Origin of the sequence: Streptomyces sp. NPDC002680 (genome assembly GCF_042889145.1) — a bacterium.
Lineage (GTDB): Bacteria > Actinomycetota > Actinomycetes > Streptomycetales > Streptomycetaceae > Streptomyces > Streptomyces adonidis.
This window is the reverse complement of sequence record NZ_JBIAQP010000023.1, coordinates 207,692-232,878: the sequence shown is the minus strand read 5'-3', so window position 1 is coordinate 232,878 and position 25,187 is coordinate 207,692. Positions and strand designations below refer to the sequence as shown.

The following is a 25,187-nucleotide window of genomic DNA, read 5'->3' as shown; positions in this document are numbered from 1 at the left end:
CGCCGGAGGCATATTCGTGCACTGAAGTGGGTAAACTCGCCCGCCTTTCCGGCCGATTCGGATCATGCGGGCACTTTCCGGGTACCCGTGTCCGTCCACCCTCCCTCCACGATGCCACGCGGCAGGTCGCCCCGCCGGATCTGTCCACCCACCGAAACGACCACGGTCACGGCACATGAACGGCCGAGGGCACACCGCGTGAACACTCGCCCACACTCGCCGGAGCCCGTGGAAACGCCCCATCCCCCGGACCGGCCCCGGGTAACGTGCACCCCCGTGACCGCCCCGACCCAAGACTTCATCCACGCCACCCGCGCGTCCTACGACGCCATGGCCGCCGACTACACAGAGCGATACGCGGACCACTTGGCGGAGCTTCCCCTGGACCGCGCCCTCGTCGCCGCCTTCGCCGAGCTGGTGCGGACCCAGGGCCCCGAACCCGTCGCGGACGTCGGCTCGGGGCCCGGCTGTGTGACCGCGAGACTGCACGCCCTCGGCGTCCCGGTGTTCGGCGTGGACCTGTCCCCGCGCATGGTGGCGCTGGCCCGCCGGGCCCACCCCGAACTCCGGTTCCACGTCGGCTCGATGACGTCCCTGGACCTCCCCGACGAGACCCTCGGCGGAGTGCTGGCCCTCTACTCGATCATCCATGTCCCGGACAGCGATCTGCCCACGGTGTTCACGGAGTTCCACCGGGTCCTGGCCCCCGGCGGCCATGTCCTGCTCGGCTTCCAGGCGGGCGCCGACGACGGCCATCTGCACCTCTCGGAACGCTTCGGCCACGAGATGTCGCTGGACTACTGGTTCCGTACGCCGGACAGGGTCGCCGAACTCCTGACCAAGGCGGGCCTGACCGTGCAGGCGCAGACGATCCGGGAGCCGTACGAGGAGGAGACCCGACAGCGGGCGTTCCTGCTCGCGCGCAAGCCGGTCGCGTAGGCCGGGGTCGCGTGGACCCGGGCCCGGCGGCTCACGCGGTGATCAGGGTCTCCCAGTTGTCCGCCAGGGCCGGACTGGGCTGGGGGATCGGGCCGTGGTCCTCGTCGGCGGGTGCCTCGACGAGGTCGTCGACGGCGTCCTTGACGGCCGCCTCGGGCACGACCGTGTCGGTGGCGGGCAGGGCGTAGCGGACGGTGGGGCCGAGCGGTGAGCCGACGCACGCGAGGTCCGCGTCGTGGTCGACGGGGGTGTAGGCGCTCCAGTCGAGGCGCTTCAGTACGCGCAGCTGCTTTGCCCAGTGCTGGGCGTCACGCAGTTCGCTGTGCAGCAGATGCAGCAGATGCAGACACAGGGCGCCGGTGACATTGCCGGCGCCGGCGGTGAACTGCCACCAGAACTGGGCGCCTTCCTCCTTGTCGGCGAGGAAGAGCAGACAGGCGAAGGTGAGGGCGCCGTCGGGTTCGCGCGCGGTGTCGAAGGCGGTGATGTGGAGTGCGGCATCGTGGTGGCGGACGATGCCCCGGCACAGCACCCGCAGGTCCCGCGCGGCCTGTTCGTGCAGAGCGGGGGGCGGTTCGAGGGCCGGGACGGGGGCCGAGAGGAACCGCACCCAGCGCAGCTCGTGCAGTTCGCCGGCGATGCTGTGCCGGGCTGCTTCGAGGTCGGCCTCGCCGTAGTCGCCCTGGAAGACGCGGGCACGGCTCAGTGCCTCGTCGATGCTGCGCGGGGTGCGGTTCACGGGCTCATCACTCCTTGTCGTCGGTGTGTTCGTCGAGGTGGTAGCCCATGGCGGTCGCGAGCCGTTGCTTGGCGGTGCGGCGGGTGGAGCGGACGGTCGCTTCGCGGATGCCCATGATCAGGGCGGTGCGCCGGGTGTCGAAGCCGAGCGCGTCACGCAGCACGAGCACGTCGAACTGGCGCTCGCTCAGCTGCGCCATCCGCCGGTAGAGACCCAGGCCTTCTTCGAGTTCGGTCACCTCTCTGTCGTATTCGGCACGGAAGGTGGCGCGGAAGGAGTCGAGCAGGGGTGCGGCGGCGACCCGTATGGCCCGGGCGAAGGCCAGGGTCTCGGTGGTCGTGGCCGGGCTGCGGCCCAGCACGGCCAGTTCACCGGCGACCCGCTGCTTGAGCAGGGCCCAGGCGTAGGGACCGCGGTTTCCGCGCTCCAGCCGGGGCCAGATGACCGCCAGGCAGACGAAGACGCCGTTGACGAGGCGGCGGGCGGCCTTGTCGTTGCCGAGGTGGATACGGCTGTACTCGTAGTAGGGCTGGTCGTAGCGGGCGTGGAAGTCCCAGAACGCGGCCGGGGTCCGGGCGCCGGATTCACGGATCGCATGTCCTGCGGGTTCGGGTGGCGGGCTGGTCATCGGCGGCCTCCCTCGTCGAGGGAGACCTTGGCGGGGGACGGTCCGGACGGGGGCTGCGCGGACCGGGACGGGGACTGTACGGAGGGGGACCGATGCTCGATCAGGGCGTCGGCCCCGATCCGTACTCCGGCGCCCAGGAGGCGCCGCACTAAGAACCACACGTCGGGCGCGAAGGATCGCGCCGCGGCGGCGAGGGCCAGCACGAAGCCGGCTACGTCGTAGTTCACAGTGTTCGTTTTCCTTCTTTCGCGGCGGTGCCCGACCGTTCCGGCCCCCGTTCCGGTCGGGAAGGCACCTGGAGCCTTGTTGCTCCAGGGAACAGACAATCGGATCACCCCACCGAAATGTGCAGTCCACCCAGCTGTCGCTTCTAACGGAAGGTGACCTTCCCTTACTTACAGATCATCCGACGATTTGCTGACGCATACCGCCATGATCCGCCATACCGCCCGCCAGACTTCGCCACCCCGACTCAGCTGCCCATCTGTCAAAAAGGGAGATTTCCGACCCTTATTTGCGCGAACACGAACCCACCCGACCGCGAAACAACTGTGATGTACATCACTCACCCGACCCATGGGTGTCGACGGGCACCATGACCGCATGGCCCGCCTCCGCGACATCGTCATCGACTCGGCCCACCCGGCCTCGCTGGCCCGCTTCTGGGCCGCCGCACTCGACGGGTACGCCGTCGCCCCGTACGACGAGGCGGAACTGGCCCGGCTGCGGGCACTGGGCATCGACGGCCCGGAGGACGACCCGACGGTCCTGCTGGAGCCGCGGGACGGCGGTCCCCGCCTGTTCGTCCAGCGCGTCCCGGAGCCCAAGCGCGTCAAGAACCGGGTCCACCTGGACCTGTCGACACCCGACCTGGCCACCGAACTGGACCGGCTCACGGCTCTGGGCGCCACCGTCCTGGCCCGCTACGACGACCACGTCGTGCTGCTGGACCCGGAGGGCAACGAGTTCTGCGTGATGAAGGTGAGGGAGGTGATGAAGGTGAGGTAGGTGAGAGAGGTGAGGAATTAGGGCGGGCGTCAGCCCGTCGCCTTCGCTTCCTTCGCCGGGTGTTCCGACTCCGTCGACACCCGCTGTACGTCCCGGGCCGAGCCCGTGACGCCCGACAGGAAGCCCTGGGCCCTCGGTGAGGCGTTCGCCGTCAGCCAGGCCGGGTCGATGTCGCAGACCGCGACCTTGACGTCCGTGCCCGCCAGGGCCAGGGGGAGGGTGTGGACCACCGTGGACGGGAAGCTGAGGATCGTACGGCCGATGGGGCCTCGGCGGGCGATCAGTTCCAGGGGGAGGTCCGGGCGGACCACCTCCAGGCCCGTGCAGGCCGCCAGGTCGTGGAGTTTCTCGGGGCTCTCGCGGCGGTGCGCGAAGTAACGCGTCACACCGTGGGCCTTGGCGAGGGCGCGGACCGCTTCGCGATAGCGATCGGCGTCGACCACGCCCGTCTCCACCAGTGACGTGCCGACCATGTCGGCGCCCTCGGAGATGTGCGGGGGCCCGAAGCGGGAGCGGGTCCAGGCGAAGTCGTTGGACGTGACCTCGACGCCCTTGGGGGTCTCCTCGATCGGCATGGACGAGAAGATCTCGACCCGGCGCTTGCCGCCCGGGGTCAGCCGACGGCGGGCCTTCGAGGACACCGGGATGAACAGCAGGTCCCGCGCCCCGGGGCGGCGGGACTTGCGGTGCCAGCGCACCAGGCGCTCGCCGCGCGCCAGTTGGGAGACGAACTCCATGGTCGCCGTGCCGTCGTCGACCACGACGAGGTCACGGGCCTTGGTGATGTTGAGAAGTACCTGTACGTAGCGGGAGAACGGGTCCCCCATCACGATCCGCTGCGTCCGGCGCAGGAGGGGCGCCAGGCCGCCGATCGTGCGGAACGGGGCCGACGTACCGGCTCGCGCGTCCTCCCAGCGGACCTCGTGGCCTTCGTCGCGGGCGAGTTCGGCCATGCGGCGCAGCTGACCCCGGGTCATCGGGTCGACCGGGGACAGGACCACCAGGGTCAGTCCGCCCGCGGCGGGTTCCCGGTGGACCGTCGGCCGGCTCTGGCCTCTGCGCCAGCGGCGGGACGCCTGCCCGGGGACTTTGCCCTTTTCGCGGGCGGAAACAGCCGACGCCGGACCGCCGGCCCCCTCCGGGCTGAGCGCATGCGCATGCACATGCGCCCATTCCAGCACGTTCAGGAGCTGGACCGGACTCTCGACGAAGGCGAGAGTTTGGGGGCCGGTGGTACCGGCGCGAGGGCTCATCGACGTACGACCGTCGCTTCCGTGAGTACGGACTGGGGGATCCGCGTGGACGGAGTGGTCACCGGCTGGCGCCGGTGAAGCCGCTGAGGGACGCGGATCAGGCGGTGACGGGCTCGCCCGCGGCAGCCGCGATCTCCGCGTCGGCGATGACGCCGGAGACACGGCGCAGCTTCTTCATCGGGCCGATCTCGGACTCGTAGACCTTCTTGACGCCGTCGCCGAGGGACTCCGAGATGATCCGGATGTCGCGGACGAGGCGGGTCAGGCCCTGCGGCTCGACGGAGGCGGCCTGGTCGGAGCCCCACATCGCGCGGTCGAGGGTGATGTGACGCTCGACGAAGGTGGCACCGAGGGCGACCGCGGCCAGCGTGGTCTGCAGGCCCGTCTCGTGGCCGGAGTAACCGATCGGAACGTTCGGGTACTCCTTCTCCAGCGTGTTGATGACGCGGAGGTTGAGCTCCTCGGCCTTCGCCGGGTACGTCGACGTCGCGTGGCAGAGCAGGATGTTGTCGCTGCCCAGCACCTCGACCGCGTGGCGGATCTGCTTCGGGGTGGACATACCCGTCGACAGGATGACCGTACGGCCGGTCTTGCGCAGGGCGACGAGCAGCTCGTCGTCCGTCAGGGACGCGGAGGCGACCTTGTGGGCCGGAACGTCGAACTGCTCCAGGAACGCGACGGCCTCGGTGTCCCACGGGGAGGCGAACCAGTCGATGCCGCGCTTCTTGCAGTGCTCGTCGATCTGGCGGTAGTCGTCCTCACCGAACTCCACACGGTGGCGGTAGTCGATGTAGGTCATGCGGCCCCAGGGGGTGTCGCGCTCGATGTCCCACTGGTCGCGCGGGGTGCAGATCTCCGGGGTGCGCTTCTGGAACTTGACCGCGTCGCAGCCGGCTTCGGCGGCCACGTCGATCAGCTTGAAGGCGTTCTCAAGGTCACCGTTGTGGTTGATGCCGATCTCGCCGCAGACGTAGACGGGCTGGCCGGGGCCGGCGGTCTTCGAACCGAACGAGCGCAAGCGGGTGGAGGTCATGACTTTTGGTCCTTACTTCTTGTTGAGGGGGTCGAGAGAGGGGCCGAGGATCCAGCTGGCGATCTCTCGGATCGCGCCGTCGCCGCCGGGAACGGTGGTGACCGCGCGTGCGGCGCCGCGCACAACGTCGTGGGCGCTCGCGACCGCCACGGGCCAGCCCACGAGGGCGAAGCACGGGAGGTCGTTGACGTCGTTGCCGACGTAGAGCACGCGCTCCGGCGCGATGCCCTGCTCCTCGCACCACTGCTTCAGCGCGAGGTCTTTCCGGTCGATGCCGTGCAGCACGGGCAGCTGTAGCTTCCGTGCGCGGGCGGCGACGACCGGGTTCTGTTCCGAGGACAGGATCAGCATCTTGAGGCTGCTCTTGCGCAGAGCCGCGATGCCGAGTCCGTCCCCGCGGTGCACGGAGACGAATTCCCGTCCCTCGGAGTCGATCAGCACCCTGTCATCGGTCTGGGTGCCGTCGAAGTCGAGTACGACCGCGTCGATGTCGTCGGCGGTCGGGAGGGCGCCGGGGCGTTCCGCGTCGAAGAGCGTCGCGAGGGCCCGGGCGCGGGCGAGGTCGTGCGGGTCGTCGATCTCCAGCACACGGGCCGGGTCGGTACGCACGGGTTCGGTGTGACCGAAGAAACGGTGCTTCGACTTACGGAAGCCCGCCGCGTCCATCGCGTAGACAGCGCCGGTCTCCAGGAGGTCCTGGGGGCGGTCCTGGCGGCGGGGCCGGAAGGACTTGTCGTGATTTACGCCATAGCCGCCGCCGACGGTCACCGTCTCGGTGGTGGTGACGGTGTCGGCGCCGCCCTCGACAGCCGCGCTCTCGCTCGGCGCGGGCTGCGGGTCGTCGGCCGCGTCGCGCCAGATGAAGCCGTGGAAGGGGGCGACGGTCAGCGCGCTGTCCGCGCCGTTGTTCACGACCGCTCCGACGACGCCGTCGACGTCCTCGCGGATGATGAACGGGCTGGTGCACTGCACGAGCAGGACCACGTCGACCTTGGCGTTGTGCAGCGTCTCGTGGGCGTCCATGGCGTGCAGGACGGCGGCCTCGGAGGTCGCGGTGTCACCGGCAATGGCGGCGGGGCGCAGCACGACCTCGGCGCCGGCCTGGCGGGCGGCGGCGGCGATGGCCTGGTCGTCGGTGGAGACGACGACGTCCGTGACCAGCTTGGCGGCGAGACACTCGCGCACCGCGCGGGCGACCAGCGGGACCCCGCCGACGGGCAGCAGGTTCTTCGCGGGCACGCCCTTGGAGCCGCCTCTCGCGGGGATCACCGCGAGCACGCGGGGCCGCGCGGTCGCTCGGCCCGCTTGCGGGTTGGACTCCGGCTTGGACATTGCCTGTACTCCTTGACGCTCTTCGCGTGCTTGACGTTCGCGTGCCTGACGGGGAACCCGGTCGGTCACAGCTCCCCCATGCGCCGGATCACGGGCGCCACGCGCTGCACGCCGTGCCGGTAGGCGCCGCGGGCCGCGCGACGCACGATCTGCCGCACCGCTCCCGGCTCCTTGTCGGCGGCCGGGGCTCCGGGCAGCGGAACGCCGTCGGGGCCGAGGTGGTGCCGAGCGAGAATACCCGGCAAATATCCGGGAGCCGTCATCGGTGTGTAGTACGGGGCCAGGGGCGGAAGCTTCGAGGATCCCAGAAGACGGTCGATCCTGTCGCGTGCCGCGTCGAAGGCGGTCTCGTACGAGCCATCAGCGGCAACGCCCTGCCGGGCCACCCACTGGGCGTCAGGAACGGGCTGGTGACCGGCGTCCAACTGCTCCCAGGAGGCGAGGCAGCCGGAGCCCACGAAGTGGTGGTTGCCGAGCGCCTCGCGCACCCCCAGGTCGCTCAGCACGACGGTCGGGATGCTGCGGTGCAGGGACTCCAGCGCGGCCGTGGAACTGATCGTGACCAGCAGGTCCGTGCGGTCCAGGACCTCGCCCATGTGCCCGTAGACGAGCTTGAAGTTCGGCGGAAGGTCTGCGCGCTGGGCCAGTTTCTGGTAGGGCAGTTCCTCGATGTGCGTGGTGTGCTCGCCGGGCTTGGAGCGCAGCTTGAGCAGCACCTCGCGCTCGGGGTGCAGCCGGGCGTGCTGCACGAGCCGGTCGAGCAGATACGTACGGTCCTTGCGGCTCTCCGGGACGGAGGGCTGGGCGGCGAAGACGACCGTGTAGGGGTGACCATGCTCACCTGTGTACGTCGAACCGCCCAGGAAGGGGAGTGCGACTTCGGTCACAGAGGACGAATCGGCACCGACTCCGTCGTACACGGCCTTGAAACGGTCGGCGTCCTGACGGGAGTTCGCGAGGACCAGGTCGGCGCCGTGGCGCAGCAGCAGACCGTCGGCGAGCTTTTCGTAGACGACCCCGACATAGCCGGTGACGACGACGGGGCGCAGGGCTGTGTCGTCCCACACCTTCGCGAGGCCGTGCAGCATCGCCTGGACGCCGCCGCCGACGAGAGCGAGCACGAGGATGTCGTACGGCTCCTCCTGGCCCATGGCCCGCAGGAACTCGAGGGCGGTCACCTCACGCAGGGAGTCCGCCTCGACCCCTACCTCCTGCAACTGGCGGGCGGTGGGGGTGGCCCGGCCTCTGAGGAGGTAGCCGTCAAGATGAATGTCCGAATTATCAGGAGAAATACGGCTGGCAGTGAGCGCACCCCATTTCCACCGAGTGTCGGAATCGGCGAGGACGGCGACCCTCATGGGGCTCGTGGTACTGGCTGGCACGTCCAAGACCTTAAGCCGACATGGGGGGCTTCCGCCGAATCCGTGGGCAACAAAGGGTTAACAAAAGGTCGCGTCGACTTGAATCAAGACGTCATACGTGCAGAAACCCCCTTGATTCACCGGCCCGACACATGTAGTTCACCCGACATCAAACCCCGGGTAAAGTAGGACCACCGGAGAGGCTCTAACCTCGGACTCGTGGTCAAGCTCTCCGTCATCGTGCCGTTCTACAACGTGCAGCAATACGCGCCCGACACTCTGAAGAGCCTGCGCGCCAACGCGCGCGAGGACTTCGAGTTCATCCTCGTCGACGACTGCTCGCGCGACGAGACTCCGAGCATCCTCGCGCGCGCAGAGCGCGAGCTGCCGGGCGCCGTGCTGGTCAGCCACGAGAAGAACGGAGGCCTGGCCACCGCCCGCAACACCGGTATCGACAAAGCGCGTGGCGAATACCTCACGTTCCTCGACGGCGACGACTGGCTCGCCCCCGGCTATTTCCCCCAACTCCTCGCCGCTATTGAGGACTTGGGCTGCGATTTCGTTCGTACGGACCATGTCCAGTGCACCAACAGGGCGCGTGCGATCCATCGGGTCCCGCACGGCAGGCGCGGGGTGGTGATGTCGCCGCGGGACGCGATCCTGCCGACCGACCGCTCCACCTCCGTCGACTACGCCTATGCCTGGGCCGGCATTTACCACCGCCGGCTCGTCGACCGCGGCATCCTGCACTTCACCGACGGGCTGCGTACGGCGGAGGACCGGCCGTGGATCTGGAAGCTGCACCGGGAGGCGGAGTCGTTCGCCGCCGTGGGGCTGCTCGGCGTGTTCTACCGGCGTGGTGTCGCCTCCTCGCTCACCCAAATCGGTGATGTTCGCCAACTCGACTTCATCCGGGCCTTCGACCAGGTGATCGAGGAGACGGCCCGGGACCCCGAGGCGGATAGGCTGCTGCCGAAAGCAGTGCGCACCTACTGCGCGATCATGGCTCATCATCTCGGAGCGATCGAGAGGTTCGAACCCGCCGTGGCCCGAAAACTGCGCTCGCTGAGCGCCGCCGCGCTGAAGCGGATGCCGCAGGACGTCCTCGCGGAGGCCATCGACTCGATGGACGCCCAGCGGGCCAACCGGCTGCGGAAGGTGCGGCGCAGGCCCGTCTCCGCGTCCGCCGGGACGGTGTCCGTCTGATGTCCCGCACCACCCAGATCTACTGCGCGTCGACGCTGTACGGCGCCGCCACGCTGGCCGCCGCCCTCGACGCGGGGCTCTTCGAGCCGGCCGACCGCCGGATCCTGCTCGTCACCAACAACGCGGCCAACCCCGAGATCACCCCCGGGGTCGACGCGATGTCCGGTTTCGACCGGGTGCGCGAGCGGTTCGACGAGGTGCTGTCCTGGAACGAGACGATCGCCCCGTTCCACCCCAGCGGCTGGGGCCCGCGCGCCGACGACGTCCCGCTGTGGGAGCGGCATCTGCGGATGCTGTGGAACCTCGGCGACGACAACATCCAGCTGGCCGTCGAGTCCGTGCAGGTCTACCCGGCCCTGGCGCTGTGCCAGTTGTTCACCGGCGCCCCCGTCGACGTCTACGCGGACGGCCTCATAAGTTATGGCCCCACACGCGAGAAGATCGACGCGCTGGTCGGCACCCGCATCGGGCGGCTGCTCCACCTCGACCTCGTCCCGGGCCTCACCCCGCTGCTGCTCACCGAGTTCTCCGTGCCCACCGAGCTGGTGCCGACCGAGGCGTTCCTGAAGGTGCTGGGCGAACTCGCCGAGGCCGAGCCGGAGCTCGCGGCGGCCACCGCGAAGAACGCGAAGGAACAGCCCGCGCTGCTGCTGGGCCAGTATCTTTCCGCGCTCGACATCCTCACCGCGGCCGAGGAGGAGGAGCTGCATCTGCGCATGGTGCGCGGCGCCGTGAAGGCCGGACACCGCGCACTCGTCTTCAAGCCGCACCCGACCGCGCCCGCCGCCTGGTCGGGCTCGCTGGAGGCGGAGGCGAAGAAGCTCGGCGCCACACTGACCGTCCTCGACCGGCCCGTGCTCGCCGAGGTCCTCTTCCAGCGGCTGCGCCCCGCGCTGGTCGTCGGCTGCTTCTCGACCGGCCTGTTCACGGCGGCGGGCCTGTACGGCATCCCGGTCGCCCGGGTCGGCACGGACACCGTGCTGGAGAAGATCGCGCCGTACCAGAACAGCAACCGCGTGCCGCTGACCATCGTGGACGTCCTGCTGCCGGACCTCGCCGACGCCAAGGCCGTGCAGAAGTGGTCGATGCCGTCCGCCAAGCAGGTCGGCAAGGAACTCGCCGGGCTCATCAAGGCGATCGGCTTCTGCATGCAGCCCCGGATCTACCCGAGGCTGCGCCCGGAGGCGGAGGCATACCTCTCCAAGCACCTCACCGAGCGGACCTGGCGCTACTTCAAGCGCCGCCGGCTGACCTCGCTGGCACTGCCCGGCGCGCTGCCGTCCCAGCTGTCGTTCATCCCGCGCAACGCGACCGTGCGCCGGATCGCGCGCCGGGCCCGTGCGCTGAGCAAAACGGTGAAGCGATGACAACAGGCCCCGCGGGCATCTAATCTGCCGAACGCGTCGCCACCGATTCGTATACGACGGACGGGTGGCGACGCGTTCGCGTGCGCGCAACCTTCGAGTGCCTGCATACGTCAATGACCTGACCGGTTATTCATCCGTCAGAGTTCTGTGCTACCTCTTTGGGTTGCCCCTGACTCTCCTGGTTACCGTCGATGAGTCAGCTTCGCTTGTTCTCTTCTCTTGTCCCCGCTGCGAAAGGCCACCCGATGACCGCGGCCGACCAGACCATGGCACCCCCGCTCCCGGCTCCCCCGCCGGGTCCGCGGTCCGGGAGTGCCGAACCGGCCGTTCCGCCCGCCGCCGAGGGCAAGAAGGCCCGCCCGGTCAGCCGGCTGCGGGCGCTGGACGGACTGCGGCTGGTGGCCGCGCTGATGGTCTGCATGTACCACTTCGCCGGCAAGAACGGTCAGGTCGCCGAGTCCTGGCACCAGTCGCCCGGTGTGATGTTCCCGACCCTGTCCCGGTTCGCCACCTACGGCAGCCTCGGGGTGCAGTTCTTCTTCGTCATCAGCGGCTTCGTCATCTGCATGAGCAGCTGGGGCAAGACGCTGGGCGACTTCTTCCGCTCGCGCATCGCGCGGCTCTACCCGGCGTACTGGGTGGCGATCGTCATGGTCACCGCCGCCTCGTTCGCGATGCCGGTGGTCGTGCACCACGTCCGCGGTGACGAGTTCCTCGTCAACCTCACGATGATGCAGCAGCCGCTGGGCGTGCCGCGTGTCCTGGGCGTGTGCTGGACGCTGTGGGTGGAGCTCAAGTTCTACGTGCTGTTCGCGCTGTTCGTGGTCTGGAAGGGCGTCACCTACCGCCGTGTGGTGACCTTCTGCATCCTGTGGACGCTGGCCGGCGCCTTCGCCCGGGTCGCCGACAACCCGCTGATCTCGGAACTGACCTTCCGCGACCACGCCCCCTTCTTCATCGGCGGCCTGGCCCTCTACCTGATCCACCGTTACGGCAGCGACCTGCTCCTGTGGGGCATCGTCGGCATGTCGTTCCTGCTGGGCCAGCGCTACTCGGTGACGGCCCTGTGGCACCCGGGCGCGCAGGGCGACTTCGTCCGGAACCCGTACGTGATCCAGGGGATCGTGCTGCTGGCCTTCGCGTCCGTCGCGGTGGTCGCGCTGGGCTGGACGCGCTGGGCGAACTGGAACTGGCTGACGATCGCGGGTGCGTTGACGTACCCCTTCTATCTGATCCACGAGCACCTGGGCTGGTTCTTCATCCGGGTCCTGCACCGCGGCTGGGGCCTCGACCCCTATCTGACGATCCTCGCGTCGGTGGCGAGCCTGCTGACGCTGGCCTGGCTCATGCACAAGTTCGTCGAGAAGCCGTTCGGGCCGCGCCTGAAGCGGACGATGACGCTGCAGTCGAAGCAGCTGGGCGAGAAGCTCAAGCAGGCCAAGTGAGTTGAGCGCGTGAAAGGGCCCGGGGTCGGATTCCGACCCCGGGCCCTTTCCTGTCGCTGTGCCGGTCAGGACCGCGCGGCCCTGACCTTCTTCACGACCTTGCGGACCGTCGGGTTGCGCCGCAGCGTCTCCGCGCGGACCGTGCTGCCGCCGGGGAGGCGGAGGCTGGTCAGGCGGCGGCGCTTGAAGTAGTGGGCGTTCTCCGACAGATGGACCGACAGCCAGGCGGCGACCTCTTCACGCAGCTGCGGGTGCTTGCGGGACTGCATGCAGTACCCGACCGCCTTCACCAGCGGCTCCAGCCGTGCGACAAGGCCGGGGTCGTCGGACGGCACGCCGATGCTGGACGCGAGGTCGCGTTCGGCGTCGGGCAGGGCCGCGTCGATGATGGTGAGCGGGATGCGGTTGCTGTTCTCGTACGGCGTGATGGCGTCGAGGAGCGACTCCGTGCCGACCCGGGCGACCGGGATGCCGTAGAAGGTCGCGGCGGTCATCAGGGCGGTGGAGAAGCAGCCGACGACCAGCTGCGGCTTCAGGTACGCGAACACCGTCTCGGCGAGCACCGGTTCGTTGAGGACGCTCAGGTGCACGCCCAGTTCCGTGGCGGCGGTCTGCAGGGACGTGGAGTACGCGGCCGGGGCACTCGGGTGCGGCTTGAACAGGACGGCGGTGTGGCCGGCCTTGGCCGCGGCCCGGAGCATCCGGACGTGCAGCTCCTCCTCTTCCTCCTGGGTGATGAGGTTGATGGCGGACAGGTACTGACCGAGGAGCACGGCCGTCGGACGGTTCTCGGCCGGGATACGGGCGGCGAGCAGGTCGACGCCCTGCTCCCCGATCTCGTTGAGAACCTCGACGATCGGCTCGTTCGGGATCGGCACCGGCTCCACGCCGTACTCGGCGAGGAGCAGGGGCCGCAGTCCCGGTATGAGGTCGAGGTGGAGCACGCGGGCAATGCGGCTGCTCATGCCGTGCGGAACGCGGTTGCGGGTGGGGCCGTAGCTCATCAGGCCGTCCGCGTACACGTGGATCGGGCTGTCGGCGAAGATCTCGGCGACCGCGCGCGAGGGGTTCGCCTGGATCGACTCGCAGGCGATCTCGACGGGCTCGTCACCGAGATCCCAGGCCAGGCGTACGGCCTTCTCCCACATGATCGCGTCCTGCGCGCGGGGGGACCAGCCGGCCGGGTGGTGCGGGGAGATGAACTCGTTCCAGGAGCGCACCTCGTCGAACTCGGGCCGCAGCTTCTCGAAGCCCGCCATTCTGTCGAGCGGGGTGCCGACCTCCGGGATGGCGGCCGTGTTGCTGACGACCAGGATGCGGCGGTGCTCCTCGCGCGGGCCGAAGAGCCCGGCGCGGATCGCGGCCGTGACGGTCGCCGCCGCGTACTGCGTCGCCGAGAAGAAGATCTGGATCATGCCGCGATTCCCTTCATACCGCCGCGCACGCGCCGCAGCAGGTGTACGCGCTGCTCGCCCATACCGATGAGGGCGGCCTGGAGCTCGTCCTCGGACATCTTGTTCAGCGCGTCGGCGCTCATCTGCCGCAGCTTGGCGGCGGTCGGCCGGTCGAAGCGGCTGCGCTGGAGCAGCTGGTGCGCGATGACGACGCAGTAGTTGCGCAGCGCCTTCTTGCGCAGCAGCCCGACCTCGGGGTCGCTCGCGAGTTCGGCGAGTACGAGGTCGAAGGACCGGAAGAAGTCCAGCTGGCGGACGTCACCGATCTGGGTGAGCGAGGTGGTGACGCCCCGGCGGTAGAAGACCCCGCGCAGGCTGGCGACCAGGTAGGAGTCGGCCCTGCGGTGCAGGTCCCAGATCCAGGGGCGGTCCTCGGCGGTCTTGAGGCCGTCGTGGAAGCGCAGCATGCCCTTGTCGAGGAGGCGGCGGTGGTAGACGCCGGCCCAGGCGTAGGGGTAGTCGACCATCGTGGTGTCGTCGACGGGGAGGATCGAGGTGCGCGGGTCCAGCGGGACGTTCCGGCGGCCCTCGGGCGCCCGGTGGACGGCCCGCTCTATGCCGTTGACCTGTACGTGGTCGGTACGCACGAAGTCGACGTCATGGCGCTGGATGGAGTCGACGAGGTCCTTCAGATAGCCCGGGGCCAGCCAGTCGTCACCGTCGAGGAAGGTGATGTACGTGCCCTCGGAGGCGTCGATGCCGGTGTTGCGGGCGGTGGCCAGACCGCCGTTCTGCTCGTGCTGGATCACCCTGCCGTTCTTCAGCCGCTTCGTCAGCTCCAGCAACGCCTCGTAGGTCTTGTCCTTCGTCGAGCGGTCCTCGATGAAGATGAACTCGAAGTCGTCCTGGTCGTTGTTGACGAGACTCGTCACGGTGTCCGAGACATAGGTCTCGATGTTGTAACAAGGCACGACGACGGACAGTATCGGGGGACGGTTGGTCACGCGTACACCTGGGCTCTCTCAGCTGCAGATTCCGCGACAGTAAGAGTTATTCGGCGCCGGATGTCAACTCGACCTTGATCGGACAGCACTCGAAAGATGAGGGCCGGGCCGCACTCACACCGCATCACGACGACTTTCCGTACGTCATTCCGTACGTCGCCCCGATTCCTGCGAGCACCAGCCTCAGCCCTTCCTCGAACTGTCGGTCGTAGTCCTGGAAGACCTCGGCGCCGGCCGCGGCCGACAGGGGAAAGTCTGCCATCCGCCGGGCCCGCTCCTCGACGTCGTACCCCTCGCGGCGCTCACCGGGCAGCGGCTGCACGCCCTGCTCCTCCGTGACGAAGCCAATCGTATAGACGTACGCGGTCATGTTCGCGCGGACGGCCTGGGCCGGTGTGAAGCCCGCCTCGACGAAGCAGCGGAGGTTCGCCTCCATCTGGACGGCGTGCTCGACGCCGGTGAAACGGGAGCCGCTGAACACCTTGGCGCCGTCGCGGTAGCCGAGCAGGGCGTCGCGCAGCCCGCGGCTGGCGACGAGCAGCCGCTCGTCCCACGGGACGTCGGGACCGGGGGCCGGGCCGGCGACCATCCGCCGGTACATCTCGGTCGCCATCTCATCGAGCAGGGCCTGTTTGTCCTTGAAGTGCCAGTACAGGGCGGGTGCCTTGACGTCCAGCTCCTTGGCGATGGCCCGCAGGGTGAGGCCGTCGAGACCGACCTCGTTGAGGAGCTTCAGGGCGGTGTCGGCGACGCGTTTGCGGTCGAGGGGGACTCGTCGTTCCGTACTCACGCTTGACAACTTAACACCGTTAAGTCCACTCTCGGAGAGCAGGGCAACTTAACAACGTTAAGGAGAGTGGAGTGGACATGAGGACCGACGTACTTGTCGTGGGCGCGGGGCCGACCGGACTGGCGCTCGCCGTGGACCTCGCGCGGCGCGGGGTGGACGCGGTGGTCGTGGAGCGGGCCGAGGGGCTGTTCCCCGGGTCGCGGGGCAAGGGGATCCAGCCGCGCACGATGGAAGTCTTCGACGACCTCGGGGTGCTGGACGCGATCCGGGCGGCCGGGGGCCCGTACCCGGTCGGGATGATCTGGCAGAACGGCGAAAGGGCGGGCGAGCACCGGATGTTCGACCCGGCGGAGGAGGAGAGCGAGGAGTCTCCGTACGGGGCCGAGCCGTGGATGGTGCCGCAGTGGCGAACGCAGGAGATCCTGTTCGCGCGGCTGACGGAGCTGGGCGGGCGGGTGGAGTTCGGCAGGGAGGTCGTGGGGCTCGACCAGGACGAGGAGGGCGTGACGGTCGCCTTCGCGGCGGGTGCGCCGGTTCGCGCGCGGTATGTCGTCGCGGCCGACGGTGGCCGCTCGACGGTTCGCCGGACGCTCGGCATCGGCATGACGGGCGAGACGGTCGACCCGAACCCGATCCTGGTGGCGGACGTACGGATCACGGGCCTGGACCGCGACAACTGGCATGTCTTCCCGCCGAGCGGGGAGGGCGAGGGCTTCATGGCCATCTGCCCGCTGGCCGGGACGGAGGACTTCCAGCTGGTGGCCCAGTTCCCGGAGGGGGAACACCTGGACGTGTCCCTTGAGGCCATACGGAAGACGGTGGCCGCCCGCTCGCACTTGGCCCCCGAGGACGTGACGGAGGTCCGCTGGGCCTCGGACTTCCGCCCGAGGGCGGCTCTGGCGGACGCCTTCCGCGCCGACCGGATCTTCCTCGCCGGGGACGCGGCGCACGTCCACTCCCCCGCCGGGGGCCAGGGTCTGAACACGAGCGTCCAGGACGCGTACAACCTGGGCTGGAAGCTGGGCGCGGTACTGAGGCGCGGGGCGCCCGAGTCCCTGCTGGCCACGTACGAGGAGGAGCGCCGGCCGATCGCCGCGCAGATGCTCGGCATCTCGACGGGCGTCCACCGGGGCGAGATCAGGCGCGGCGAGGCGACCCGCCAGCTGGGCCTCGGCTACCGAGACTCGTCCCTGACGGCGGAGACCCGTCCGTCCCCGGGCCCGGTCCACGCGGGCGACCGCGCACCGGACGGCACGGTGGACGGCGTACGCCTCTTCGACGCGTTCCGGGGCCCGCACTGGACGCTGCTGACGGTGGCCACGGCGACAGCCCTGCCTCCGCTCCCTGCCGTGCCCACGGTCCGCCTGCTCTCGTACGAGGCGTACGGCACGGGGGTGTTCCTGATCCGCCCGGACGGTTACGTGGGCTGGGCGGGAGCGACGGCGGAGGGGCTGGTGGAGTACGCGGCGGCCATGGGCATCCTCGGCTAGACCTTGGCTAGACCTTCTTGGCTAGACGCTGCTGGCCAGGGACAGCTTCACGGCGAAGCCGATGAACAGCGCGCCCGCCGCCGAGGTCGCCCCCGCCGACAGGCTCCGACGGCGCCGGAAGGCGGCGGCCAGCCTGGTCCCGCCGAATATCAGCGCGGTGAGATAGAGGAAGCTCGCAAGCTGCGCGAAGACACCGAGGACCACGAAGGAGACGGCCGGGTAGGCGTATCCGGGGTCGACGAACTGCACGAAGAAGGCGACGAAGAACAGGATCGCCTTCGGGTTGAAGAGGCTGATGACGAGAGCACGGCGATAGGGCCGCTCGTCGGCGCCGACGGCCGTGTCCTGGATCTCGGCCTCTTCCCGCCGCGAGCGCCACATGCCCCAGGCGGCCCGGAGCATGCCTATCGCGAGCCAGGTCAGATAACCGGCGCCGGCGTATTTCACGATCCCGAACAGCAGGGCGTTCGCCTGGAGCAGCGAGGCGACCCCGGCCGCGGAGAGGGTCATCAACACGGCGTCCCCGCACCAGACACCCGCTGCGGCCTTGTATCCGGTGCGGATGCCTCGACGGGCGGCGACGGAGAGGACGTAGAGCGAGTTGGGACCGGGGAGCAGGACGATGAGGACCAGGCCGGTGAGATACGTGGGGAGGTCAGTTACGCCGAACATGAGGGGAGTGTCGCACGGGGGTACGACAATCCGGGCTGGGATTTCACGGGGCGGACACGGCCTGCCGCAGCGCCTCAGAACGCATTACTAGGTACATAAACCCCCCAAACCCCCCGCAACGCCCCGCACACCTCCCCCACAGTCGCCCTGGCCCGCAGCGCGTCCTTCATCGGGTACAGGACGTTGGCCGTGCCCTCGGCCGCTTCCCGCAAGGCGGACAGGGCCGCGTCCACCGCCGCCTGGTCCCGGGCCGCCCGTAGCCGTGCCAGCCGTTGTGCCTGCTCCGCCTCGATCTTCGGGTTCACGCGGAGCGGCTCGTACGGTTCCTCCTCGTCCAGTTGGAAGCGGTTGACGCCCACCACCACCCGTTCCGCCGCGTCCGTCTCCTGGGCGATGCGGTACGCGTTGTGCTCGATCTCCGTCTTCTGGAAGCCGTGTTCGATCGCGGTCACCGCGCCGCCGAGGTCCTCGACCCGCCTCATCAGCGTCAGCGTCGCCGCCTCCACCTCGTCCGTCAGCTTCTCGATGGCGTACGAGCCCGCGAAGGGGTCCGCCGTCGCCGTCACGTCCGTCTCGTAGGCGAGGACCTGCTGGGTGCGGAGGGCGAGGCGGGCGCTCTTGTCCGTGGGGAGGGCGAGTGCCTCGTCGAAGCTGTTCGTGTGGAGGGACTGGGTGCCGCCGAGTACCGCCGCCAGGGCCTGGACCGCCACCCGGACCAGGTTCACCTCGGGCTGCTGGGCCGTCAGTTGCACGCCCGCCGTCTGTGTGTGGAACCGCAGCATCCATGACTTGGGGTTCCGGGCTCCGAAGTCCTCCCTCATCACCCTCGCCCAGATACGTCTCGCCGCGCGGAACTTCGCCACCTCCTCCAGCAGCGTCGTCCTGGCCACGAAGAAGAAGGACAGGCGTGGGGCGAAGTCGTCGATGTCCATGCCGGCCGCGATCGCCGTACGGACGTACTCGATGCCGTCCGCGAGCGTGAACGCGATCTCCTGTACGGGGCTCGCACCCGCTTCCGCCATGTGGTAGCCGGAGATCGAGATCGTGTTCCACTTCGGGATCTCGGACCCGCAGTACTTGAAGATGTCCGCGGTCAGGCGGAGGGACGGGGTCGGCGGGAAAATGTACGTTCCCCGCGCGATGTACTCCTTCAGTACGTCGTTCTGGATCGTGCCCGTGAGCTGGGCGGCCGGGATTCCCTGCTCCTCGGCCACCAGCTCGTACATCAGGAGGAGAAGCGCCGCCGGGGCGTTGATCGTCATCGACGTCGAGACCCTGTCCAGCGGGATTCCCTCGAACAGCACCCGCATGTCGTCCACCGAGTCGATCGCCACGCCCACCTTGCCGACCTCGCCGTGGGCGATCGCCGCGTCGCTGTCGTGGCCCATCTGGGTGGGGAGGTCGAAGGCCACGGACAGGCCCGTCGTGCCGTGGGCGATGAGCTGCCGGTAGCGCGCGTTCGACTCCGCGGCGGTGCCGAAACCGGCGTACTGGCGCATTGTCCAGGGGCGACCGGTGTACATGGTCGGATACACGCCCCGCGTGAAGGGGTACGCGCCCGGCTCGCCCAGTTTCTCCGCCGGATCCCAGTTCACGAGTGCGCCGGGTCCGTACGCCGGTTCGATGGGTAGTCCCGACTCGGACTCACGCGTCATGGTGTGTACCTCCGCGTAGCTTGCCAGTCGCCGCACACAACAATCATGAGCTTCGGGGGTCCGGCTTGCGTACTACAGGCATGCGAAAGGCGATTCTTGCTGTTCTCACGGCTCTCGCCCTGGGCGGCTGCACCGTGCAGACCACCGGCACGGACGGCGACGCCAGGTCACCCGTGCACATCCAGGTCTCACACCCGCCCACCGACGACAAACCCGATGACCGACCCGACGCCACGGCGACGCCCACTCCCAGGAAGGCGGCCCCCGTCACCCCTCCTCCCGCTGTCCTCTGGTCGCGCGGGGACAGCGGACGTGACGTGCGTGAACTCCAGGCCCGGCTGCGTCAGGTCGCCTGGCTCTACGACGGGCCGACCGGGTCGTACGACGATCTGACGGAGACCGCCGTCAAGGGCTTCCAGGGCAAGCGCGGGCTGCCGCGCACCGGGAAGACCGACACCGTCACCTGGCAGCGGCTGCTGCGGATGACACGCGAACCCGGCCAGTGGGAGCTGTTCCTGATGGGCGGGCAGCCGGCCGCCTATCCCGACCGGCGCTGTCTCACGGGCCGCGTGCTGTGCATCAGCAAGACGAGCCGCACGCTGCGCTGGATGGTCGACGGCCGGACCGTCTCGACAGTGGCCGTGCGGTTCGGCAGCCAGTTCACACCGACCCGGGAAGGCGTCTTCAGCGTCTACTGGAAGTCACGGCACCACGTGTCGACGCTCTACGACTCCCCCATGCCCTACGCGATGTTCTTCAGCGGCGGCCAGGCGGTCCACTACTCCGCCGACTTCGCGGCCCGTGGCTACGGCGGCGCCTCGCACGGCTGTGTGAACATCCGGGACGAGCTGGCGATCGCCGCGATCTTCGCCCAGGTGAGTGTCGGCGACAAGGTCGTCGTCTACTGGTGAGGCGGCGGAGAGGGTGATTTGGGGCGCGGACGGGACCGGGGGAACGTGTCCCGCCCGCGCCAGGTGCACGAGCCGTAGGTACGGGGGGAACCCCCGGCTCTGTGCGAGGAACCGATGACCAGTCGGCTCACTCACTACTGCGTCGGCGCCGCTGAAAATGTCACACCCGGCACGGGAGAGCTTCAGCGGCGCGCGTCTTCGCAGGTCAGGGCGGTGCGGTGCGGTGACAGGGATGGGCCCCTGGGACGTACGGAGGTCGTACGGGGGTCAGGTGGCCGTCGGCAGCGGCAGGATGCCGTACGACGGGTCGGAGGCCTCCGGCGCCGGTTCGTTCTGGGGGTCGTCCGCCTTGACGACGACGAAGGACGTCGGTTCGGGCGTCGGCTTCGTCGCGGCGCGGTCGCCCCGGCCCGTGCCGTTCCCGTTGCCGCGCCCTCCACCGCCGCCGCCGCCGTTGCCCTTGTCGTCGCCGGTCACGGCGTTGCCCTTGCCGCCGGTGTCCCCGGCGCCGCTCTGGTCGCCCTCGCCCGGCCCCGGCTGCGGCTGCGGCTCCGCATCGGTGTCGGAGTTCGAACTGACGGCCGGTTCGTCCTTGAGGGTGTCCTCGCAGTACTGCGACACCTTCTTGGAACCCTTGGCCGCCTTCTCCAGGGCCCGTCTGCGCTCCGCCTCCAGCTTCTTGCCGCTGCGCATGTCGCGGCAGGACGAGGCGAGTCCGCTGCGCCAGTCGCCGGGCAGGCTCAGGTCGGAGCGCGGCCCCTGTTCCGAGCCGGTCGTGCCCTCCTGGGCCTCCTCGCGCCCGGCGGAGCCGTTGTCGACGGAGCCCCCGGCCGTGCCGTCGGGCCGGACGGACGGGACGCCCTTGCCCCGGGAGCGGTCCGGCTTCGGCGAGGCCAGCATCGGGTCGCGCTCGGCGGCCGACACGGTGGCGGCGGGACGGCCCGGCTCGTCGTCGCGGAACGGGTTCGGCAGGACTCCGGCGCCGGCGGCCACGGCGACCGAGCCGACCATGCCGGCGGCCAGCGCGGCACTGAGCCCGAGCCGCAGGGGTCGGCCCCAGCGGGCCGGACGGGCCCGGGAACCGGACCGCCCGAAGCCGCCCACCCGTACGAGACCCATGTCCCGCCCCGCCTCTGTCACGGGAGCCGTGTCAGGGGTCGGGCGGGCCTTGCGGAAAGCGGCGAGCGCGGCGGCCTCGCCGGGGAGTTCGCAGCCGTTCCGCGGAGCGTCCACGGAGAGGGCGCCCAGGGTCTTGGCGAGCAGCTCGGCCTGGTCGCGGGTCTCGGGGTCTGCGGACGCCGGTGAAGCCTCCAGCGGCTCGCCGCTCAGCAAACGCTCCGCCGTGGCGCGGTCCAGCCACCTGTACCGGTCGTCGTCGGCCATCACATGTCCTTCTGCGTCCGCGAACGCGTATGCGTCACACCGGCCGACGTCACCGCAGGTCCGTGCGGTTCCCGCTGGGGCGGCAGCGCGTCGAGCGCGGCGGTCGCCTCCGGGTCCGCCCCGAGCAACTCCGCGAGCCGTCTCAGGCCGCGGTGCGCCGCCGTACGTACGGCTCCGGGGCGTTTGCCGAGGGTCTCGGCGGCGGTCTTGGCGTCGAGGCCGACGACCACCCGCAGGACGACGGCCTCGGCCTGGTCCTGCGGCAGCTGGGCGATGAGGGAGAGCGTGCGGTCGGTGGCCAGGGACTCCATGGCCTCGCCCGCCGTGTCGGAGTCGGCGGCCCGGCCGGACAGCTCGGTCTCGTCGCCGCCTATCACCGGGCGGCGCCCGCGCATCCGTATGTGGTCGAGGGCGCGGTTGCGGGCTATTCGCGCGGCCCAGCCCCGGAACCGGTCCGCGTCCCCGTCGAACCTGTCCAGGTCGCGGGCGATCTGCAGCCAGGCCTCGGACGTCACGTCCTCCGCGTCCGGATCGCCGACCAGCGTCCGTACGTACCCGAGCAACCGTGGGTGCACCGAGCGGTACACAGTCCGGAACGCGGTCTCGTCCCCGGCCTGTGCCGCAAGCACCGCGGTGGTCAGCTCCGCGTCGTCCCCCTGCACCGAGCACACCTCAAGACCTCAGTGGATGCAGTTTCCTGTCGTCCGCAGCCTGTAGCGAAAGGCACGTTACGGCGTGAAACCGCTGCTCGTCCATGTCCGTACAACGCGCAACCAACCCGTGACGCGCTGAGGGTGTGACAGAAAACGCACGCGCGGCGCTGTAGGAGATACGGGCCGCCGCGCGGCCCGTGCCGCGCGACGGCCGGGGCCTCTCCTGTGGGGGGTGGCGGCTCCGGCCGTTGCCATCGGCGGGCCGTCAGTGGGCCGTCATCGGGTACGAGACCCCCGTTCACCGCCAGTCGTCCTGGCGCCGGGTGGGTGCTGTCCGGTGTGCCCCGGAGTCCCTGGCCAGCAGAAACGCGGCGATCGCCGCCCGTTCCCCCTCCCCGGTACCCGCGCGCAGGGCGGCGGCGAGCAGCCCTGCCAGTTCCCGCTCCCGGGCCCGTCGGGCGTCTGCCGTGTCGTCGCCGTTCATGTCGGTTCCCCCAGATCCCCCAGTTGCCGGGCGAGGCGCTTCAGGCCCCGGTGTGCGGCCGTACGGACCGCGCCGGGGCGTTTGCCGAGGACGCGGGCGGCGGCGGAGGCGTCGAGGCCGACGACCACGCGGAGCAGGACCGCCTCGGCCTGATCTCGCGGGAGTCCGGCGATCAGCCCGAGGGCGTACTCCGTGGAGAGGGTCTCCAGGGCCTGGTCCGGGGTGCTGTACGGGCCGGGCAGCTCCAGTACGTCCTCTTCGAGCGCCGTCCCCTGCGGCCGTACCCGTCTTCGGCGCAGCAGGTCCAGGGCGCGGTTGCGGGCGATGGTCGCCGTCCAGCCGCGGAAACCGGCTCCGTCGCCCTTGAACCGGCCCAGGTCGCGGGAGATCTCCAGCCAGGCGTCGGACGCCACGTCCTCCGCCTCGTCGCCGACGAGCCCCCGCAGATAGCCGAGGAGTCCGGGCTGCACGATCCGGTACGCGACCGCGAAGGCCGCCTCGTCGCCGTTCTGGGCGCGCCCGACGGCTTCGCCCAGCTCCTCGTCGTACGCCTGTACGCGGCGGGGTTCCCGTCGTCCCTGGCCCAAGCGCTGTCCTCGTCCGTACCGGCGTACCGAGTGGGAGTACGGGCGCTTGTTCGACCGCCTGTCCTCATGGGCAACTGCGTCGCCCGGCGCGGAAGTGTCACAGCTCACGTCGGCTCAGACGGCCGTCGCGTCCCGGCACAGCAGCCGCAGCGAGCCGTGTCCGGCGAAACAGCGGCGGGCCTCGTCGACCGGGTCCCACAGCCGCCCGTCGGCCGTACGGACCCAGTGCCCGCCGTCCGCCTCCAGCCACTCGGCGCCCCCGGACCGCCGGACGATGACCTCGCCCGCGTACGCCCCGAAGCCGCGCAGCACCGACTCCACGGCTGCGTACGGCGGCTGCTCACGGCGGAGTTCCTCGATCATCCGGTCGACGCGCCACAGGCTCTGGGTCGAGTAGTCGAGGCGCAGCCGGGCGCCCTCGCGCATCGTCGCGACGGTGTCGGCGGCCCAGCGCACGGGTTTCGTGGCGGCGTGCGCGCGGGTCGCTCGGGCTGCGTGTGCTGCTGCTCGGTGTGCTGTCACACTCCAGGAAGCGTGCAGGTGGCGGCCGTTGTCACTCGTTTTCCGCGACTGCCCGGGATCGGTGCGGGACCGCCCCAGGACGACCACGGGACAGTCACAGGAGCTACCCGTTTCCGGGGTTCAGGCCCGTCCGCGGGCCCGTCGTGACACCACCGCGCGCAGTACGCGCCGCCCCTCCGTCGACACCGCCATCGCCTGCCGCAGTCCACCGGAACCGTGCTCGGCGAGCAGCTCCAGGACCCTGGTCTGGCGCCGCAGTTCGGCCGCGACGAGGGGCGACATGTCCTCCGTACGACCTTCCCGGTGGGAGTCGACCGAGGAGGCGCCGGTGGCGGAGGCGTCCAGGAGGCGGTGGATGCGGAGCGCGGCGACGGAGCAGGCGTCGGCCCACTCGCGCACCCCGGCGGCCGACCGGGTCGCGGGCGCGGCGGCGAGCATCCGCCGGGCGAGCAGGGTGGCCTCGCCCTCGTCGGAGGCGCCGGAGACGGTCAGGACGTCCGGCTCGTCGAGGTCGAGCTTGAGCCGGGCCTCTTCCAGCCGGGCCGTCCATTCCCCGGCGTCACTGCCGTCGGCGAGACTGGCCCACAGGGGGCGCAGGATCTCGTCGTCGCCGCCCAGGAGGGCCACGCACCGATCCAAACAAGCCAGTCCGCTGGCTGTCAGACCGCGCTCGTCGGCCCGAGCGATCAGTTCCACCAGGCTCATGCACGCCTCCTTCGCCAGGGCGCCGACCCTTACGGAGCCCGCGCTTTCCCTTACTGCGTGCAACGTACCCGGCGCGTCACAGCGGGAGAACACCGAGTCGGTCCAGGAACCGGAAGAACAGGTTTTCGGCCAATGGGTCGGGCTCTGAGGTCAGTACGTCGAGGAGCGGTCCGGCGTTCACCGTGTGGCCGGCCTCGGCGGCCCAGTCGACCGCGCGTCCGGCAGCGTCGGCGGGCTCCAGGAAGTAGTCGTCGAGCGCGAGCACGCCGTCCTCCTCCCCCTCCTCGTCGTCGCCCTCGCCCTGTCCGGCGCCCAGGTACCCGGCCATGGCCTCGCGGGCCAGACAGGTGGTCCAGGCGCCGCTCTCGGGTGCCGCCGCCTCCAGCACCACACAGCGGCTGTCCATGACGTACCCGAAGAGCGCGGGTGCGTCGGTCTCCAGGGCGAGCGTGTTCATGCTGCCGACGTCACCGTCGCCGCTCGGGTACTCCCACACCTGCCAGCCGTCGTCCCGCCGTTCGCGCGAGGTCAGCCCGTCGCGCACCGCGCGCAGGGCGTCGGTCTCGGCGAGCGGCCGCTCGCTCCTGCCCACGATCAAGTAGCCCCAGTAACCCAATGCCTTCCCC

26 protein-coding genes are annotated in these 25,187 nt (G+C 70.0%); 7 read left to right on the top strand and 19 right to left on the bottom strand.

Annotated elements, in window-relative coordinates:
* Positions 1–276 precede the first annotated feature (276 nt).
* On the top strand, positions 277–939 hold the full coding sequence (locus tag ACFYXF_RS44345) for a class I SAM-dependent DNA methyltransferase (RefSeq protein WP_389358612.1): 663 nt from the start codon (positions 277–279) through the stop codon (positions 937–939).
* Between the two features lie 31 nt (positions 940–970).
* On the opposite strand, the gene ACFYXF_RS44340 is transcribed toward ACFYXF_RS44345, so the two are convergent.
* The 3 genes from ACFYXF_RS44340 to ACFYXF_RS44330 are packed head-to-tail and all read right to left on the bottom strand — an operon-like array spanning position 971 to position 2,533.
* On the bottom strand, positions 971–1,678 hold the full coding sequence (locus ACFYXF_RS44340; RefSeq protein WP_389358610.1) for a hypothetical protein: 708 nt from the start codon (positions 1,676–1,678) through the stop codon (positions 971–973).
* 7 nt (positions 1,679–1,685) lie between these two features.
* Positions 1,686–2,306 (bottom strand): RNA polymerase sigma factor, encoded by a 621-nt coding sequence (locus ACFYXF_RS44335; RefSeq protein WP_389358608.1) that lies wholly within the window; start codon positions 2,304–2,306, stop codon positions 1,686–1,688.
* Positions 2,303–2,533 carry a hypothetical protein gene (locus ACFYXF_RS44330; protein WP_389358606.1) on the bottom strand — a complete coding sequence of 77 codons (231 nt, stop codon included), beginning with the start codon at positions 2,531–2,533 and terminating at the stop codon, positions 2,303–2,305. Before ACFYXF_RS44330 ends, ACFYXF_RS44335 begins: the two co-directional genes overlap by 4 nt.
* Before the next feature lie 376 nt (positions 2,534–2,909).
* Here ACFYXF_RS44330 and ACFYXF_RS44325 point away from each other — a divergent pair, with 376 nt between their 5' ends.
* The gene (locus tag ACFYXF_RS44325; protein ID WP_389358604.1) at positions 2,910–3,314 is read left to right on the top strand and encodes a VOC family protein; all 405 of its coding nucleotides are present in this window, start codon (positions 2,910–2,912) and stop codon (positions 3,312–3,314) included.
* Between the two features lie 29 nt (positions 3,315–3,343).
* Here ACFYXF_RS44325 and ACFYXF_RS44320 read toward each other — a convergent pair whose 3' ends face one another.
* The 4 genes from ACFYXF_RS44320 to ACFYXF_RS44305 form a co-directional block, all read right to left on the bottom strand.
* Positions 3,344–4,567, bottom strand: a complete 1,224-nt coding sequence (locus ACFYXF_RS44320; RefSeq protein ID WP_389358602.1) for a hypothetical protein — start codon at positions 4,565–4,567, stop codon at positions 3,344–3,346.
* 97 nt (positions 4,568–4,664) lie between these two features.
* A complete protein-coding gene (locus ACFYXF_RS44315) occupies positions 4,665–5,600 on the bottom strand; it encodes an N-acetylneuraminate synthase family protein (protein WP_389358600.1) in 936 nt (311 codons plus the stop codon).
* Positions 5,601–5,612: 12 nt separating this feature from the next.
* On the bottom strand, positions 5,613–6,932 hold the full coding sequence (locus ACFYXF_RS44310; RefSeq protein ID WP_389358598.1) for a cytidylyltransferase domain-containing protein: 1,320 nt from the start codon (positions 6,930–6,932) through the stop codon (positions 5,613–5,615).
* 65 nt (positions 6,933–6,997) lie between these two features.
* Complete coding sequence (locus ACFYXF_RS44305) at positions 6,998–8,314, bottom strand: DUF6716 putative glycosyltransferase (protein ID WP_389358596.1); 1,317 nt, start codon at positions 8,312–8,314, stop codon at positions 6,998–7,000.
* Between the two features lie 198 nt (positions 8,315–8,512).
* Between ACFYXF_RS44305 and ACFYXF_RS44300 the strand changes: the two genes are divergently transcribed.
* The 3 genes from ACFYXF_RS44300 (at position 8,513) to ACFYXF_RS44290 (ending at position 12,311) form a co-directional block, all read left to right on the top strand.
* Positions 8,513–9,499, top strand: coding sequence for a glycosyltransferase family 2 protein (locus tag ACFYXF_RS44300; RefSeq protein ID WP_389358594.1), 987 nt, complete (start codon positions 8,513–8,515; stop codon positions 9,497–9,499).
* Complete coding sequence (locus tag ACFYXF_RS44295; RefSeq protein ID WP_389358592.1) at positions 9,499–10,866, top strand: polysialyltransferase family glycosyltransferase; 1,368 nt, start codon at positions 9,499–9,501, stop codon at positions 10,864–10,866. Before ACFYXF_RS44300 ends, ACFYXF_RS44295 begins: the two co-directional genes overlap by 1 nt.
* Positions 10,867–11,111: 245 nt before the next feature.
* Complete coding sequence (locus ACFYXF_RS44290) at positions 11,112–12,311, top strand: acyltransferase family protein (RefSeq protein WP_389358590.1); 1,200 nt, start codon at positions 11,112–11,114, stop codon at positions 12,309–12,311.
* A gap of 65 nt (positions 12,312–12,376) precedes the next feature.
* Here ACFYXF_RS44290 and ACFYXF_RS44285 read toward each other — a convergent pair whose 3' ends face one another.
* The 3 genes from ACFYXF_RS44285 to ACFYXF_RS44275 all read right to left on the bottom strand — a co-directional run bounded on the left by ACFYXF_RS44285 (position 12,377) and on the right by ACFYXF_RS44275 (position 15,499).
* Positions 12,377–13,726 carry a polysialyltransferase family glycosyltransferase gene (locus tag ACFYXF_RS44285; protein WP_389358588.1) on the bottom strand — a complete coding sequence of 450 codons (1,350 nt, stop codon included), beginning with the start codon at positions 13,724–13,726 and terminating at the stop codon, positions 12,377–12,379.
* Positions 13,723–14,709 carry a glycosyltransferase family 2 protein gene (locus ACFYXF_RS44280; RefSeq protein WP_389358586.1) on the bottom strand — a complete coding sequence of 329 codons (987 nt, stop codon included), beginning with the start codon at positions 14,707–14,709 and terminating at the stop codon, positions 13,723–13,725. The genes ACFYXF_RS44285 and ACFYXF_RS44280 overlap by 4 nt, the downstream gene beginning before the upstream one ends.
* 124 nt (positions 14,710–14,833) lie before the next feature.
* Entirely contained in the window at positions 14,834–15,499 is a 666-nt protein-coding gene (locus ACFYXF_RS44275) for a TetR/AcrR family transcriptional regulator C-terminal domain-containing protein (protein WP_389358584.1), read from the bottom strand.
* A 77-nt stretch (positions 15,500–15,576) separates the two neighbouring features.
* Here ACFYXF_RS44275 and ACFYXF_RS44270 point away from each other — a divergent pair, with 77 nt between their 5' ends.
* On the top strand, positions 15,577–16,989 hold the full coding sequence (locus tag ACFYXF_RS44270) for an FAD-dependent oxidoreductase (protein WP_389358582.1): 1,413 nt from the start codon (positions 15,577–15,579) through the stop codon (positions 16,987–16,989).
* A 21-nt stretch (positions 16,990–17,010) separates the two neighbouring features.
* On the opposite strand, the gene leuE is transcribed toward ACFYXF_RS44270, so the two are convergent.
* Together leuE and ACFYXF_RS44260 are read right to left on the bottom strand one after the other, a co-directional pair.
* On the bottom strand, positions 17,011–17,661 hold the full coding sequence (gene leuE / locus ACFYXF_RS44265) for a leucine efflux protein LeuE (RefSeq protein WP_389358580.1): 651 nt from the start codon (positions 17,659–17,661) through the stop codon (positions 17,011–17,013).
* A 74-nt stretch (positions 17,662–17,735) separates the two neighbouring features.
* Positions 17,736–19,316, bottom strand: coding sequence for a methylmalonyl-CoA mutase (locus ACFYXF_RS44260; RefSeq protein WP_389358578.1), 1,581 nt, complete (start codon positions 19,314–19,316; stop codon positions 17,736–17,738).
* 80 nt (positions 19,317–19,396) lie between these two features.
* Here ACFYXF_RS44260 and ACFYXF_RS44255 point away from each other — a divergent pair, with 80 nt between their 5' ends.
* On the top strand, positions 19,397–20,227 hold the full coding sequence (locus tag ACFYXF_RS44255) for a L,D-transpeptidase family protein (protein ID WP_389358576.1): 831 nt from the start codon (positions 19,397–19,399) through the stop codon (positions 20,225–20,227).
* A 267-nt stretch (positions 20,228–20,494) separates the two neighbouring features.
* On the opposite strand, the gene ACFYXF_RS44250 is transcribed toward ACFYXF_RS44255, so the two are convergent.
* From ACFYXF_RS44250 to ACFYXF_RS44220, 7 genes are all read right to left on the bottom strand, one after another.
* Entirely contained in the window at positions 20,495–21,610 is a 1,116-nt protein-coding gene (locus tag ACFYXF_RS44250; protein ID WP_389358574.1) for a hypothetical protein, read from the bottom strand.
* Entirely contained in the window at positions 21,610–22,272 is a 663-nt protein-coding gene (locus ACFYXF_RS44245; protein ID WP_389358572.1) for an RNA polymerase sigma factor, read from the bottom strand. The genes ACFYXF_RS44250 and ACFYXF_RS44245 overlap by 1 nt, the downstream gene beginning before the upstream one ends.
* 289 nt (positions 22,273–22,561) lie before the next feature.
* Positions 22,562–22,747, bottom strand: a complete 186-nt coding sequence (locus ACFYXF_RS44240; RefSeq protein WP_389358570.1) for a hypothetical protein — start codon at positions 22,745–22,747, stop codon at positions 22,562–22,564.
* Positions 22,744–23,334, bottom strand: coding sequence for an RNA polymerase sigma factor (locus ACFYXF_RS44235; protein WP_389358568.1), 591 nt, complete (start codon positions 23,332–23,334; stop codon positions 22,744–22,746). The genes ACFYXF_RS44240 and ACFYXF_RS44235 overlap by 4 nt, the downstream gene beginning before the upstream one ends.
* Positions 23,335–23,448: 114 nt before the next feature.
* Positions 23,449–23,856 (bottom strand): DUF6278 family protein, encoded by a 408-nt coding sequence (locus ACFYXF_RS44230; protein ID WP_389358566.1) that lies wholly within the window; start codon positions 23,854–23,856, stop codon positions 23,449–23,451.
* Positions 23,857–23,976: 120 nt separating this feature from the next.
* Positions 23,977–24,561: a hypothetical protein gene (locus ACFYXF_RS44225; protein ID WP_389358564.1), complete on the bottom strand. Its 585-nt coding sequence runs from the start codon at positions 24,559–24,561 to the stop codon at positions 23,977–23,979.
* Positions 24,562–24,637: 76 nt separating this feature from the next.
* On the bottom strand, positions 24,638–25,177 hold the full coding sequence (locus ACFYXF_RS44220) for a hypothetical protein (RefSeq protein ID WP_389358562.1): 540 nt from the start codon (positions 25,175–25,177) through the stop codon (positions 24,638–24,640).
* Positions 25,178–25,187: the final 10 nt, after the last annotated feature.

Excerpts from the sequence above, each read along its gene's own strand:
- ACFYXF_RS44295 (WP_389358592.1), top strand. The coding sequence starts at position 9,499 with ATGTCCCGCACCACCCAGATCTACTGCGCGTCGACGCTGTACGGCGCC.
- ACFYXF_RS44285 (WP_389358588.1), bottom strand. The coding sequence starts at position 13,726 with ATGATCCAGATCTTCTTCTCGGCGACGCAGTACGCGGCGGCGACCGTC.
- ACFYXF_RS44225 (WP_389358564.1), bottom strand. The coding sequence starts at position 24,561 with ATGAGCCTGGTGGAACTGATCGCTCGGGCCGACGAGCGCGGTCTGACA.
- ACFYXF_RS44315 (WP_389358600.1), bottom strand. The coding sequence starts at position 5,600 with ATGACCTCCACCCGCTTGCGCTCGTTCGGTTCGAAGACCGCCGGCCCC.
- ACFYXF_RS44270 (WP_389358582.1), top strand. The coding sequence starts at position 15,577 with ATGAGGACCGACGTACTTGTCGTGGGCGCGGGGCCGACCGGACTGGCG.
- ACFYXF_RS44250 (WP_389358574.1), bottom strand. The coding sequence starts at position 21,610 with ATGGCCGACGACGACCGGTACAGGTGGCTGGACCGCGCCACGGCGGAG.
- leuE (WP_389358580.1), bottom strand. The coding sequence starts at position 17,661 with ATGTTCGGCGTAACTGACCTCCCCACGTATCTCACCGGCCTGGTCCTC.
- ACFYXF_RS44335 (WP_389358608.1), bottom strand. The coding sequence starts at position 2,306 with ATGACCAGCCCGCCACCCGAACCCGCAGGACATGCGATCCGTGAATCC.
- ACFYXF_RS44325 (WP_389358604.1), top strand. The coding sequence starts at position 2,910 with ATGGCCCGCCTCCGCGACATCGTCATCGACTCGGCCCACCCGGCCTCG.
- ACFYXF_RS44240 (WP_389358570.1), bottom strand. The coding sequence starts at position 22,747 with ATGAACGGCGACGACACGGCAGACGCCCGACGGGCCCGGGAGCGGGAA.
- ACFYXF_RS44255 (WP_389358576.1), top strand. The coding sequence starts at position 19,397 with ATGCGAAAGGCGATTCTTGCTGTTCTCACGGCTCTCGCCCTGGGCGGC.
- ACFYXF_RS44310 (WP_389358598.1), bottom strand. The coding sequence starts at position 6,932 with ATGTCCAAGCCGGAGTCCAACCCGCAAGCGGGCCGAGCGACCGCGCGG.
- ACFYXF_RS44290 (WP_389358590.1), top strand. The coding sequence starts at position 11,112 with ATGACCGCGGCCGACCAGACCATGGCACCCCCGCTCCCGGCTCCCCCG.
- ACFYXF_RS44260 (WP_389358578.1), bottom strand. The coding sequence starts at position 19,316 with ATGACGCGTGAGTCCGAGTCGGGACTACCCATCGAACCGGCGTACGGA.
- ACFYXF_RS44320 (WP_389358602.1), bottom strand. The coding sequence starts at position 4,567 with ATGAGCCCTCGCGCCGGTACCACCGGCCCCCAAACTCTCGCCTTCGTC.